This is a genomic window from Meinhardsimonia xiamenensis, from assembly GCF_900102905.1.
Classification (GTDB): Bacteria; Pseudomonadota; Alphaproteobacteria; order Rhodobacterales; family Rhodobacteraceae; genus Meinhardsimonia; species Meinhardsimonia xiamenensis.
In genome coordinates this window covers 1-13,462 of the sequence record NZ_FNFV01000010.1, presented here as the reverse complement: position 1 = coordinate 13,462, position 13,462 = coordinate 1, and the positions used below count along the sequence as shown (strand labels likewise).

Genomic DNA, 13,462 nt, shown 5'->3' with positions numbered 1-13,462 from the left:
GGTGGGCGTCTTGCAGGAATGGTGCACAATGGTATACAAGCGCGGCCGACAGCCCTTGCGCGCCGGGGGAGCGCGCAATAGAGGGGCTGCGACTGGACACGCTCCACCCCATGCACGGAGGACTCTCGAGATGCCGATCACCGTTGGGCAGGATTCGTCAGCCACCCGCAGGACGCTTTCCGCCGGCGGCGCCACCGTCGCCTATTACTCCATTCCGGCCGCCGAGGCCGCGGGCCTTGGCGATTTCTCCCGCCTTCCGGCCGCACTGAAGGTGGTGCTGGAAAACCTGCTGCGCTTCGAGGATGGCGGGCGCACCGTTTCCACCGACGACATCCGCGCCTTCTCCGACTGGGCGAAGAACGGGGGCAAGAACCCCCGCGAGATCGCCTATCGGCCTGCGCGCGTCTTGATGCAGGACTTCACCGGCGTGCCGGCGGTGGTGGACCTCGCGGCCATGCGCGACGGCATCGTGGGGCTCGGGGGCAACCCCGAAAAGATCAACCCGCTCAACCCGGTGGATCTGGTCATCGACCACTCGGTGATGGTTGACGAGTTCGGCAATCCGCGCGCCTTCCAGCTCAACGTGGAGCGCGAATACCAGCGCAACATGGAGCGTTACGCCTTCCTCAAATGGGGGCAGACCGCCTTTGACAACTTCCGCGTGGTGCCGCCCGGCACCGGCATCTGCCACCAGGTGAACCTCGAGTATCTCGCCCAGACCGTCTGGACCGACACCGACCAGAACGGCGAGACGGTTGCCTACCCCGACACGCTCGTCGGCACCGACAGCCACACCACCATGGTCAACGGCCTTGGCGTGCTCGGCTGGGGCGTCGGCGGCATCGAGGCGGAGGCGGCGATGCTCGGCCAGCCGATCTCGATGCTGATCCCCGAGGTTGTCGGCTTCAAGCTCACCGGCGAGATGCGCGAGGGCACCACGGCCACCGACCTGGTGCTCAAGGTGGTCAAGATGCTGCGCGACAAGGGCGTGGTCGGCAAGTTCGTGGAATTCTACGGCGAGGGTCTCGACCGGCTGCCGCTCGCCGACCGCGCCACCATTGCCAACATGGCACCCGAATACGGGGCCACCTGCGGCTTCTTCCCGGTGGACGAGGAGACGCTGCGCTACCTGCGCGTGACCGGCCGCGACGAGGCGCGCATCGCGCTCGTGGAGGCCTATGCCAAGGAAAACGGCCTGTGGCGCGGCCCGGACTACGCGCCGGTCTATTCCGACACGCTCGAGCTTGACATGAGCGAGGTGGTCCCCGCCGTCTCCGGCCCGAAGCGCCCGCAGGACCATGTGCCGCTGGAGAAGGCCGCCGAGCGGTTCTTCGAGGTGGTCTCCGAGTTCCGCGGCGAGGACGAGACGCTCGATGCCAAGGAGATGCTCGACGAGGCGCCGGCGGCCGATCCGATCCCGGCCGACCCGCGCAAGTCCGCGCCCGTCGAGGGCGCCGATTACGAGCTGCGCGACGGCTCGATCGTGATCGCCGCGATCACCTCCTGCACCAACACGTCGAACCCCTACGTGATGATCGGCGCGGGGCTTGTCGCGAAGAAGGCCCATGAGCTCGGCCTCAACCGCAAGCCGTGGGTGAAGACTTCGCTCGCGCCGGGCAGCCAGGTGGTGAGCGAGTATCTCGAGGCGTCCGGGCTTCAGGAGCATCTCGATGCCATCGGTTTCAACGTCGTCGGCTATGGCTGCACGACCTGCATCGGCAACTCCGGCCCGCTGCAGCCCGAGATCTCGAAATGCATCAACGACAATGACCTGATCGCCGTCTCGGTGCTCTCGGGCAACCGCAACTTCGAGGGCCGCATCAGCCCTGACGTGCGCGCCAACTTCCTTGCCAGCCCGCCGCTTGTCGTGGCCTATGCGCTGGTGGGCGACATGAACGTCAACCTCGCGGTCGACCCCATCGGCACCGACAAGAACGGCAATCCGGTGTTCCTGAAGGACATCTGGCCGAGCCAGGCGGAGATTGCCGCGATCGTCGAAAAGACGGTGACGCGCGAGGCCTTCCAGAAGAAATACGCTGATGTCTTCAAGGGCGACGAGCGCTGGCGCGCCATCGAGACGGCCGAGAGCGAGCTCTACGACTGGCCGCCGACCTCGACCTATGTGCGCAAGCCGCCCTATTTCGAGGGCATGGGGCCGGAGCCGGGCCGGATCGAGAATGTCGAGGGCGCGCGCATCCTGGCGCTCCTGGGCGACATGATCACCACCGACCACATCTCGCCCGCAGGCGCCATCGCGCCCAACTCGCCGGCGGCGAAGTATCTCATCGAGCATCAGGTCCCGCCGCGCGAGTTCAACTCCTACGGCGCGCGGCGCGGCAACCACGAGGTGATGATGCGCGGCACCTTTGCCAACATCCGGATCCGCAACGAGATGGTGCCGGGCGTGGAGGGCGGCTACACCAAGAGCCCCGACGGCGAGGTGGTGCCGATCTTCGATGCCGCCATGGCCTGGAAGGAGCGCGGCGTGCCGCTCGTGGTGATCGCGGGCGAGCAGTATGGCGCCGGCTCCTCGCGCGACTGGGCGGCGAAGGGCACCGCGCTTCTGGGCGTGAAGGCGGTGATCGCCGAGAGTTTCGAGCGCATCCACCGCTCCAACCTCGTCGGCATGGGGGTGATCCCCTTTGAGTTCACCGGCGGCGAGAATCGCAAGACGCTGAAGCTGACCGGTGACGAGACCGTGACCATCCACGGGCTCGAGGGCGATCTGCAGCCCCTGTCGCTGGTGCCCTGCACCATCACCTACGCCGACGGCTCCACCCGCGAGATCGAGCTGAAGTGCCGGATCGATACCGAGGTGGAGAAGGAATATGTCGAGCACGGCGGTGTGCTGCACTACGTGCTGAGAAACCTCGCCAAGGCGAGCTGAACCCGGCCCGGGCGCGCGCAGCGCGCGCGCGCCGCACCCGTCTTGACCCGCCTCCCGCCGGCGCCGATGCTGCCGGCGGGAGGAGCGGCCATGAAGATCACCGCCATCGAGACCGTCCGCGTCGCCGAGCGGCCCAATCTGATCTGGATCCTGGTCCACACCGATGAGGGGCTCACCGGCCTTGGCGAGACCTTCTTCGGCGCCGCCGCCGTCGAGGCGCAGATCCACGAGACGGTCGCGCCAAAGGTGATCGGCCGCGACCCGTTGGCCATCGACCGGCTGTCGAAGGATCTGGTGGGTTATCTCGGCTACCGCTCCACCGGCGTGGAGTCGCGCGCCGCCTCCGCCTTCGACATCGCGCTGTGGGATCTCTTCGGCAAGGCCACCGGCCAGCCGATTGCCCAGCTTCTGGGCGGCTTCACGCGGCCCGACATCCGCACCTACAACACCTGCGCGGGGCCTGCCTACATGAAGCGCGCCAAGGGCCAGACCACGGCCAATTACGGGCGCGGCGAGGCGGGCGCGCTTGACGATCTCGACGCCTTTCTCACCCGCGCCGACGAGCTTGCGCTCTCGCTGCTCGAGGAGGGCATCACGGCAATGAAGATCTGGCCCTTCGACGAGGCGGCCGAGCGCAACGAGGGGCTTGCCATCACGCCCGAGGAGATGAAGGCCGCGCTCGAGCCCTTCGAGAAGATCCGCCGCGCGGTGGGTGACCGCATGCAGATCATGGTGGAGTTCCACCTGATGTGGCAGCTTCTGCCCGCCATCGAGATCGCCCGCGCCCTAGAGCCCTACGGCACCTTCTGGCACGAGGATCCGATCCGCATGGACAGCCTCGCAAGCCTCAGGCGCTATGCCGCCGCCTCGCGCGCGCCGGTGGCGGCGTCCGAGACGCTCGGCAGCCGCTGGGCCTTTCGCGACCTGCTCGAGACCGATGCGGCCGGCATTCTCAACCTCGACATCAGCTGGTGCGGGGGGCTGTCGGAGGCGCGCAAGATCGCGGCCATGGCCGAGGCCTGGCACCTGCCCATCGCGCCGCATGACTGCACCGGGCCGGTGGTGCTTGCCGCCTCGACGCATCTTTCGCTCAACGCACCCAACGCGCTCATCCAGGAAAGCGTGCGCGCCTATTACCGGGGCTGGTATCGCGACCTCGTCACCGCCCTGCCGCCGGTCGCGAACGGCCGCATCACCGTGCCGCCGGGGCCGGGGCTTGGGCTGGAGCTGAACCCCGAGCTCGACCGCGCCTTCACCACCAGCCGGCGCGTGACCGGGGCGGACGACCTTTGAGCGCGCCGCTTCGCAAAGCGCTCACGAAAGCTCCTCAACCACCTCCGCCACCACCGCAAGGCAGTCGCCCTGCCCCACCAGCCCCGGCCAGTGGCGCGCGGCGAAGATGCCCTCGCGCCTTGCGCGGTATTCCACCGGCTCCCGCCCCGTCGCCTCCACCGGCCAGACGCGCGCCAGCACCTCGCCGGCCCTGACGCGCGCGCCAAGATCGACCGCCGGCTCGAAGACGCCCGCCGTCTCGGCAAAGGTGAAGCAGTCCGCATCGGGCATGTCGAGCATCACGCTTGGCGCGATTTCAGGCTCTCCATCAAGAATCCCGGCGTGGATGAGGAAATTTCGCAAGCCCTTCCGCGCCACCGCCACCATCTCGGCCCGCGCCGCGCCGCCGCCGCCAAGCTCGGTGGTCACGAAGACCTTGCCCTGTGCCTCCGCCTCGCTGTCATACATGCCGCCCGCGTCGATCTCGAGCAGCCGCATCGAGAAGGGGGCGTTGAAGGCGCGCATTGCGTCCATGCAGGCCTCTTCCTGCGCCTTGTCCTCCAGCACATGCGCCGCCGCAAAGGGCAGGAAGTCGAGCGTGCGCCCGCCCGAGTGGAAGTCGAGCACGAAATCGGCCATGGGCAGAAGCTGGCGCGTGAAGTAGTCGGCAATCTTCTCGGTGGCGCTGCCGTCGGGGCGACCGGGAAAGGCGCGGTTGAGGTTGCCGCCGTCGAGCGGCGATGTCCGCCGGCCGGCGCGGAAGGCTGGCGCGTTCATCTGCGGAATGAGGATCACCCGCCCCGCCACCTCCTCGACGCGCAGGCGCCGGGCAAGGTCCATGATCGCGATCGGCCCTTCGTATTCGTCGCCGTGATTGCCCCCGGTGATGAGCGCCGTCGGCCCCGCGCCGCCCGCGACCACCGTGACCGGGATCATCACGTTGCCCCAGGCGCTCTCGTCGCGGCTGGCGGGCAGGCGCAGGAACCCGTGCTGGACGCCGCGCGCCTCGAAATCCACCGTCGCGGTGATCGGGTTCGTGCTCATTTCACGAATAGCTCCTGCGGCGTGTGGGTGAGCCGCTCGGCACCGTCTTCGGTGATGACAATGGGCTCGGAGATCTCGAGCCCGCCGTCATCAAGCCAGAGCGCGGGCATGAAATGGAAGACCATCCCCGGTCTGAGCACGGTCTTGTCTCCCCATCGAAAGGACATGGTGCGCTCGCCCCAGTCCGGCGGATAGCTCATGCCGATGGAATAGCCGCAGCGGCTGTCCTTGGAAAAGCCGTGCTCGGCAAGAGCGGCGTAGAACGCCGCGGCCACATCCTCGCAGCTTGCGCCCGGCCGCGCGGCGGACATTCCGGCCTCGAGCCCCGCCAGCACCGCGCGCTCGGCCTGACGGTAATGCTTCGGAGGTGGCCCGAAGAACAGCGTGCGCGACTGCGGGCAATGGTAGCGGCAATGCACGCCGGCGATCTCGAAGAAGGTGGCCTCGCCGCGCCTGAGGGGGCGGTCGTCCCAGGTCAGATGCGCGGCCGTGGCGTCAAGCCCCGAGGGCGTCATCGGCACGATCGCCGGATAATCGCCCCAGTAGCCTTTCGCCCCCAGCGTGCCTTGATGCTGGATCTCGGCGACAAGCACGTTCTTCGGCATCCCCGGCTCGGCCACGGCGAGGATGCGCTCGTGCATCGCCTCCACGATGCGCGCCGCGCGCCGGATCATCTCGATCTCGGCCGACGACTTCACCGCCCGGCACCAGTTCACAAGCCCCGTGGCGTCGAGAAACCTTGCCCGCGGCAACCCGGCCACCAGCCGGTGATGCATGGTAGCGGAGTAGTAGTAGTTGTCCATCTCCACGCCAATCCTGAGCCCGCCCCAGCCGCGTTCGTCGATCAGCCGGGCAAGCTCCTCGGCAGCATGGCGCGGGGGGTTCTGCACCCAGTCGTCCGAATAGCCGACGACGCTTTGGGCGTGATCCTCCATGAACACCGTGCGCCGCGCGCCGGGCGCATCGATCCCCCGCCCCCACCAGACCGGGTCACCGTCAAGCGCGAGCAGGACCGCCTGCGGCGTGTAGAAGGACCAGCCGTCATATCCCGTCAGCCAGCCCATGTTGGACGGATCGACCGTGACCAGAAGCTCGATGCCGGCGCGCTCCATCGCCGCGCGGGCGCGGGCGATGCGCTCTAGATACTCCTCGCGCGCAAAATGCATGTCTCCCCCCTTGCGCCTTCCTGCCCTCGCGCCGACACAGCATCCGACACCGCGGCACGGGCGGCGGCGGCAACGGCATCGCACGGGGTTTTCAACGGCCGCGAATCTCCTATGCTGGCGCCAATCGGGCCACGGCCCGGCGGCACGAGGCAAGAGGGTTTCATGGCACGCTCGATCGATTACGGCGCACTGATGCACGCGGCCATGCGCGGGCTGATCCGGCAGGTTCTGCGGCAGGTCGAGGCCGAGGGCTTGCCGGGCGAGCACCATTTCTTCATCACCTTCGACACCCGCCATCGCGGCGTGCAGCTTGCCGACTGGCTCGCGGACCGCTACCCCGAGGAGATGACGGTGGTGATGCAGCACTGGTTCGACGGGCTGCAGGTGGATGACGAGGGCTTTGCCGTCACGCTCAATTTCGGCGACCGGCCCGAGCCGCTCTACATTCCCTTCGATGCCATCCGCACCTTCGTCGACCCTTCGGTCGAGTTCGGCCTGCGCTTCGAAAGCCACGATGGCCCCGACGATGATGGCGGGGGAGATGAGGCGCCCGTAGAGGAAGCCAGCGATGACGCCACGCCCTCCCGCCCCGAGGCCGAGGTCGTCAGCCTCGACCGCTTCCGCAGGTGACAAGGCGGCCGCCGGCTCCTGTTTGCGTTCCCGGTAGCGTTAGCGGGCACGCCCGGTGATTGCCAAGCGCAGCCGTGCTTCCTATAGCACGGCGGACGGATTTTTCGCAGGAGTCAGAGGGCATGACCGCCACCCGCATCGAGACCGACAGCTTCGGCCCCATCGAGGTGCCCGCCGACCGTTACTGGGGCGCGCAGACCCAGCGCTCACTGATGAACTTCCCGATCGGCTGGGAAAAGCAGCCCACCGCGATCATCCGCGCGCTCGGCGTCATCAAGCGCGCCTGCGCCGAGGAGAACAAGGCGCTCGGCCGGCTCGACCCGAAGATCGCCGATGCCATCATCGCCGCCGCCCAGGAAGTCATCGACGGCAAGCTCGACGACCACTTCCCGCTCGTCGTCTGGCAGACGGGCTCGGGCACGCAATCGAACATGAACGCCAACGAGGTGATCGCCAACCGCGCCATCGAGATGCTCGGCGGCAAGATGGGCTCGAAGGATCCGGTTCACCCCAACGATCACGTGAACATGGGCCAGTCCTCCAACGACACCTTCCCCACCGCCATGCACATCGCCGCCGCCACCATGGTGCGCGACGTGCTGATGCCGGGGCTCAAGACGCTGCTCGCGGGGCTCGAGAAGAAATCGGAAGAGTTCAAGGACATCATCAAGATCGGCCGCACCCACACACAGGATGCCACGCCGCTGACGCTGGGGCAGGAATTCTCGGGCTACGCCCAGCAGATCCGCAACGGCATCGCGCGCGTCGAGGCCGCCATGCCCGGCATCTACGAGCTCGCCCAGGGCGGCACCGCCGTCGGCACCGGGCTCAACACGAAAAAGGGCTGGGACAAGGCCGTGGCCGCGCGCATCGCCGCCATCACCGGCCTGCCCTTCGTCACCGCGCCGAACAAGTTCGAGGCGCTCGCCGCCCATGACGCGATGGTGTTCCTGTCGGGCGCGCTCAAGACGGTCGCCGCCGCCGCCTACAAGATCGCCAACGACATCCGCTTCCTCGGCTCCGGCCCCCGCTCGGGGCTTGGCGAGCTGATCCTGCCCGAAAACGAGCCCGGCTCCTCGATCATGCCGGGCAAGGTCAACCCCACCCAGTGCGAAGCGCTCACCCAGGTCTGCGCTCATGTGATGGGCAATGACGCCGCCATCGGGTTCGCCGGCAGCCAGGGCCATTTCGAGCTCAACGTCTACAACCCGATGATGGCCTACAACCTTTTGCAGTCGATCCAGCTTCTGGGCGATGCGACCGACAGCTTCACCCGCCGCCTGCTCGACGGGCTCAAGGCCAATGTCGCGCGCATCGAACAGCTGATGCGCGAGAGCCTGATGCTGGTCACCGCGCTTGCCCCCGTCATCGGCTATGACAAGGCCGCCGAGGTCGCCAAGGCCGCCCACAAGCGCGGCACCACGCTGAAGGAGGAGGCAATCCGCCTCGGCTATGTCGACGAAGAGACCTTCGAGCGCGTGGTGCGGCCTGAAAAGATGATCGGCCCCGCCGACTGAGCGCCGAGGGGGCGATGGCGAAGATTCTCTCGCTCTCGAAGGCCCGCAAGGCCCGGGCGCGCACCGAGAAGCGCGCGCGGGCCGAGGCGAATGCCCTCAAGCACGGCCGCAGCAAGGCCGAGCGCGCGGGCGAGCGCCTCGCTGCCGAGCGGGCCGCGCGCCATCTCGACGCGCACCGCCGGGACGAGGAATGACCGCCGCCCGCCCCCGCAAGCGCTCGCTCACGCTGCGCGGCCACCGCACCAGCGTCTCGCTCGAAGACCCCTTCTGGGACGCCTTCCGCGAGATCGCCGCCGCGCGTGGCCAGTCGGTCAACGCGCTCGCCGCCGAGATCGACGCCGCGCGCGATCTCGACACCGGGCTTGCCACCGCCATCCGCCTCTTCGTGCTCGCCCACTACCGCGAGCGCTCCTGACACCATCACCCTGGTGCAAATACCCGCGCCGCAGGCACGCGGCGCCAGCCGCGCCCCACGGCTCACGGCCGTCCGCCGGCACCCCGCCGCGTGGTCAGAAGCAGGCTCGTCTCCGAAGACCGGACCCCGGGCTGAGCGCGGATCTCGGCAAGAACCCGGTCAAGCGCGGCAAGCGTGTCGGTGCCGATCTCGACGATCAGATCCCACCGGCCGTTGGTGGAGTGCACGGCCACCACCTCGGGCCAGCCGAGCAGCCTCTCGGTCAACCGTCCCGCCCCTGCCCCCTCGATGGCGAGCATCATCAGCCCGCGCACCGGCGCGGCCTCGTCCCCGCCCCGGGTGACAACGGTAAATCCCTCGATTTCGCCACGCGCCCGCATCCGGTCGATGCGGGCGCGCACGGTGGCCCGGGTCACACCGAGAGCGTCGGCAAGCTCCGAGAGCGATGCGCGCGCGTCGCGGCGCAAGAGCGACAGAAGCTTTCGGTCGGTTTCGTCCATTTCGGCAGATGAATGAGCCACAATGGCAAAAATGACAAGCAGAATGGCCAGTATATCGGCTTCTCCCTGCCACAAAACGCGCGGAAATGGCCAGAGCAAGACGGAGGACGCACCGATGACCGATCGCCCCGTGATCCTGCTTGGCGCGCCGCTCGACTGCGGCAAGCGCCGCCGCGGCTGCCTTATGGGCCCCGATGCGCTGCGCACGGCCGGGCTCGCCGAGGCGCTCGCCGAGCTCGGACTCGCACCGCGCGATGACGGCAACCTGACAGCCGGGCCGCCGCCGGTGATCCCCAGCCCGAACCCGCGGATCTTCGCCCTCGCCGAAACCGTCGCCTGGACGACGCGCCTCTTTGAGGCGGCGCGCGCGGCTCTGGCCGAGGGCACGCCGGTGTTTCTCGGCGGCGACCACGCCCTCTCGCTCGGTACGGTGGCGGGCGCGGCAGCCCATGCCGCCGAGGTAGGCCGCCCGCTCTTCGTGCTCTGGCTCGACGCCCACGCGGATTTCCACACGCCACTGACCACGAGCTCCGGCAACCTGCACGGAACGCCCCTTGGCTACGTCACCGGCCGGGCCGGCTTCGACGCCTTTCCGCCTCTCGTCGCGCCTGTGCCGGAGGCCAATGTGGCGCTGTTCGGCCTGCGTTCGGTCGATCCGGCCGAACGGGAGGCGCTCACGGGCAGCCCCGCCTGCGTCGTCGACATGCGGCGGATTGACGAGGAGGGCATCGCCCGCCCCCTCGCCGCCTTCCTCGAGCGCGTGGCCGCCGCGGGCGGGATGCTGCATGTCTCGCTCGATGTCGATTTCCTCGACCCCTCGGTGGCGCCTGCGGTCGGCACCACGGTTCCGGGCGGGGCGAGCGTGCGCGAGGCGCATCTGGTCATGGAGATGATTCACGACTCTGGCTTGATGACCTCGCTCGACCTCGTCGAACTGAACCCTTTTCTCGATGAGCGCGGCCGCACCGCGCAGCTGATGGTCGATCTTGCCGCCTCGGCCTTCGGCCGCCGGGTCTTCGACCGCCCCACAAGGAGCTTTGCCGCATGACAGAGACCAAACCGCGCCCCGCCGCCGCTCCCTCCGAACGCGCGCTGGTCAGTTTCGTCAGCGTCGAGAACATGATGCGGCTCGTCAACGGCATCGGCGTCGAGGCTGCGATCACCGGAATCGCCGCCGAGATCGAGGCCGATTTCGCCCGCTGGGAGGAGTTCGACAAGATCCCGCGCGTGGCCAGCCATGCCCCCGTCGGCGTGATCGAGCTGATGCCGGTCTCCGACGGGCGGCGTTATGCCTTCAAGTATGTCAACGGCCACCCCAAGAACCTCAGGGAGGGGCTCCAGACGGTTGTGGCCTTCGGCCTTCTGGCCGACATGGCCACCGGTTACCCGCTCCTGCTCACCGAGATGACGATCCTGACGGCATTGCGGACGGCGGCGACGAGCGCGCTTGCCGCCAGCCGCCTCGCACGGCCCGATTCGCGGGTCATGGCGCTCATCGGCAACGGCGCGCAGGCCGAGTTCCAGGCGCTGGCGTTCCGCACGCTGTGCGGGATCGACACGGTGCGGCTCTACGACATCGACCCCGAAGCGACCGCCAAGGTAATGCGCAACCTCGCCGGCTCGGGGCTGAAGCTGATCCCCTGCGCGGACGTCGCCGAGGCGGTGGCCGGCGCCGACATCATCACCACCTGCACCGCCGACAAGCGCAATGCCACGGTGCTTTCCGACAATCACGTGGGCGCGGGGGTGCACATCAACGCCGTCGGCGGCGACTGCCCCGGCAAGACGGAACTGGCCCGCGACATCCTCACGCGTGCCAGCATCTTCGTGGAGTTCGCGCCGCAGACACGCATCGAGGGCGAGATCCAGCAGCTCCCCGCCGATCATCCGGTCACCGAGTTCTGGCAGGTGCTCAGCGGCAAGGCCCCCGGCCGCAGGCGGCGCGACGAGATAACGCTTTTCGACAGCGTCGGATTCGCGGTGGAGGACTTCGCGGCGCTCAACTGGGCCTGGCGCGAGGTGCAGGCGAGCGGACTTGCCCAGCCGCTTGATCTGCTGGCCGACCCCGACGAGCCGCGCGACCTCTACGGCATGCTGATGCGCGCCGCCGCGACGTGACCCGGCTTCGGGCAACCGGAGGCAGTGTCCGGGCCGTCGGACCCCCCCGGCAAGGGAATTTTCGGTGTTCGAGCAGCGGGGGATGTCGTTTCGGGGAGCTTCGGAGCCACTTCATAGAGGCCACTCCGACGCGCAGAGCGACACGCCTTGCGCAACATCGAAGGTCGTGGCGGGCAAGCTGGTCGGGGCGAAGAGGCGCACGACCCGCGACCAGGGGCCGGCAGTCAGGCAGGCGGCGATTGACAGCCGGCGGCCTCCTGCCACCAATGGGCGCCATGAGCTCCGATCCCCTCCTCCAGCCCTTCCGGCTTGGCCCGCTCACGCTGCGCAACCGGCTGATGACCACCGCGCATGAACCGGCCTACACCGAAGACGGGATGCCCAAGGAGCGCTACCGCGCCTATCATGTGGAGCGCGCGCGCGGCGGCATCGCGCTGACCATGACGGCAGGCTCGGCCGTGGTCAGCCGCGACAGCCCGCCCGCCTTCGGCAATATTCTCGCCTGGAAGGACGAGGTCGTGCCATGGATCCGGCAATTGACCGATGCCGTGCACGCCGAGGGCGCGGCGGTGATGATCCAGCTCACCCATCTCGGCCGCCGTGCGCGCTGGGATACCGGCGACTGGCTGCCCGTCGTCTCCGCGACGCGCCACCGCGAGCCCGCCCATCGCGCCTTTCCCAAGCTGATCGAGGACTGGGACATCGCCCGCATCGTCGAGGATTTCGCGGACGCCGCCGAGCGCATGCAGGAAGGCGGCATGGACGGCATTGAGATCGAGGCCTACGGCCATCTGATCGACCAGTTCTTCTCGCCGCTCACGAACGAGCTCGACCCGCCCTGGGGCGGCGAGAGCCTCGAGGACCGCATGCGCTTCGGGCTCGATGTGATCGCGGCGATCCGGGCCCGCGTGCGGCGCGACTTTCTCGTCGGCGTGCGCTTCGTGGCCGACGAGATGCACCCCGGCGGCATCACCCCCGAAATCGGGCTCGAGATCGCGCGCCGTCTGAAGGCGACCGGTCAGGTCGATTTTCTCAATGTCATCCGGGGCCGCATCCACTCCGACGCCGCGCTCACCGAGGTCATCCCCATCGCCGGCATGGCCGGCGCGCCGCATCTCGATTTCGCCGGGCGCCTGCGCGCCGAGATCGGGCTGCCCACCTTCCATGCCGCGCGCATCGCCGATGTGGCGACCGCACGGCACGCGGTCGCGTCGGGGCTTCTCGACATGGTCGGCATGACCCGCGCCCACATCGCCGAGCCGCATATCGCGCGGCTCGTCGCCGAGGGGCGCGAAGACGAGATCCGCCCCTGTGTCGGGGCCACCTATTGCCTCGACCGCATCTATCAGGGCGAGCCGGCGCTGTGCATCCACAACCCCGCCACCGGCCGCGAAGTTGCGCTCCCCCATGTCATCGCGCCCGCCGAGGCGCGCCGGCGGGTGGTCGTCGTGGGGGCCGGGCCCGGCGGGCTGGAAGCGGCGCGGCTCGCCGCCGAACGCGGCCATGAGGTGGTGGTCTTCGAGGCCGCCCCCCGCCCCGGCGGCCAGCTCACCCTTGCCTGCCGGCTGCCGCGCCGGCGCGAGCTTGTCGGCATCATCGACTGGCGCATGGCACGCTGCGAGGCGCGCGGGGTGCGCTTTCACTTCAACCGCCTGGCCGGGGAGGAGGACGTGCTGGCCGACGCGCCCGATGTGGTGGTCATCGCCACGGGTGGGCTGCCCTCGACGACCCTTTTCGAAGAGCGCGCGCCCTGTCCGCACGCGGTGAACGCCTGGGAGGTGATCGGCGGCGAGATCAAGCCCGAGGGCTCGGTGCTGATTGACCTGCCCCCCGCAAAATCCCTCACCATGATGTAGAGTCTGCTCAACCCTGAAGGAGCAGACGACATGAGGAAAAGCCGTTTCACCGAGGCG

The 13,462-nt window shown here is 68.6% G+C and carries 11 protein-coding genes and 1 pseudogene; 9 read left to right on the top strand and 3 right to left on the bottom strand.

Annotation, left to right across the window (positions count from 1 at the left end; translation table 11 throughout):
- Positions 1-130 precede the first annotated feature (130 nt).
- Positions 131-2,887, top strand: coding sequence for an aconitate hydratase AcnA (acnA, locus tag BLQ14_RS14310; protein WP_092501257.1), 2,757 nt, complete (start codon positions 131-133; stop codon positions 2,885-2,887).
- Between the two features lie 90 nt (positions 2,888-2,977).
- Positions 2,978-4,180, top strand: coding sequence for a mandelate racemase/muconate lactonizing enzyme family protein (locus tag BLQ14_RS14305; protein WP_092501256.1), 1,203 nt, complete (start codon positions 2,978-2,980; stop codon positions 4,178-4,180).
- A 21-nt stretch (positions 4,181-4,201) separates the two neighbouring features.
- Here BLQ14_RS14305 and doeB read toward each other — a convergent pair whose 3' ends face one another.
- Both doeB and BLQ14_RS14295 read right to left on the bottom strand, forming a co-directional pair.
- Positions 4,202-5,203, bottom strand: a complete 1,002-nt coding sequence (gene doeB / locus BLQ14_RS14300) for a N(2)-acetyl-L-2,4-diaminobutanoate deacetylase DoeB (protein WP_092501255.1) — start codon at positions 5,201-5,203, stop codon at positions 4,202-4,204.
- Positions 5,200-6,369 carry a M24 family metallopeptidase gene (locus tag BLQ14_RS14295; protein WP_092501254.1) on the bottom strand — a complete coding sequence of 390 codons (1,170 nt, stop codon included), beginning with the start codon at positions 6,367-6,369 and terminating at the stop codon, positions 5,200-5,202. Before BLQ14_RS14295 ends, doeB begins: the two co-directional genes overlap by 4 nt.
- 162 nt (positions 6,370-6,531) lie before the next feature.
- Between BLQ14_RS14295 and BLQ14_RS14290 the strand changes: the two genes are divergently transcribed.
- The 4 genes from BLQ14_RS14290 (at position 6,532) to BLQ14_RS14275 (ending at position 8,931) form a co-directional block, all read left to right on the top strand.
- Positions 6,532-6,999 (top strand): SspB family protein, encoded by a 468-nt coding sequence (locus BLQ14_RS14290; protein WP_092501253.1) that lies wholly within the window; start codon positions 6,532-6,534, stop codon positions 6,997-6,999.
- Between the two features lie 122 nt (positions 7,000-7,121).
- Positions 7,122-8,516, top strand: coding sequence for a class II fumarate hydratase (fumC, locus tag BLQ14_RS14285; RefSeq protein WP_092501252.1), 1,395 nt, complete (start codon positions 7,122-7,124; stop codon positions 8,514-8,516).
- A 14-nt stretch (positions 8,517-8,530) separates the two neighbouring features.
- Positions 8,531-8,710, top strand: coding sequence for a DUF4169 family protein (locus BLQ14_RS14280; RefSeq protein WP_092501251.1), 180 nt, complete (start codon positions 8,531-8,533; stop codon positions 8,708-8,710).
- Positions 8,707-8,931: a ribbon-helix-helix domain-containing protein gene (locus BLQ14_RS14275; RefSeq protein WP_092501250.1), complete on the top strand. Its 225-nt coding sequence runs from the start codon at positions 8,707-8,709 to the stop codon at positions 8,929-8,931. The genes BLQ14_RS14280 and BLQ14_RS14275 overlap by 4 nt, the downstream gene beginning before the upstream one ends.
- Before the next feature lie 62 nt (positions 8,932-8,993).
- On the opposite strand, the gene BLQ14_RS14270 is transcribed toward BLQ14_RS14275, so the two are convergent.
- A complete protein-coding gene (locus tag BLQ14_RS14270; RefSeq protein ID WP_092501249.1) occupies positions 8,994-9,431 on the bottom strand; it encodes an Lrp/AsnC family transcriptional regulator in 438 nt (145 codons plus the stop codon).
- A 115-nt stretch (positions 9,432-9,546) separates the two neighbouring features.
- Here BLQ14_RS14270 and rocF point away from each other — a divergent pair, with 115 nt between their 5' ends.
- The 3 genes and pseudogenes from rocF to BLQ14_RS14255 all read left to right on the top strand — a co-directional run.
- Complete coding sequence (rocF, locus tag BLQ14_RS14265) at positions 9,547-10,479, top strand: arginase (RefSeq protein WP_092501248.1); 933 nt, start codon at positions 9,547-9,549, stop codon at positions 10,477-10,479.
- Positions 10,476-11,549 carry an ornithine cyclodeaminase gene (locus tag BLQ14_RS14260; protein ID WP_092501247.1) on the top strand — a complete coding sequence of 358 codons (1,074 nt, stop codon included), beginning with the start codon at positions 10,476-10,478 and terminating at the stop codon, positions 11,547-11,549. Before rocF ends, BLQ14_RS14260 begins: the two co-directional genes overlap by 4 nt.
- Before the next feature lie 275 nt (positions 11,550-11,824).
- Positions 11,825-13,369, top strand: a pseudogene (locus tag BLQ14_RS14255) (oxidoreductase); the annotation flags it as partial.
- Positions 13,370-13,462 lie beyond the last annotated feature (93 nt).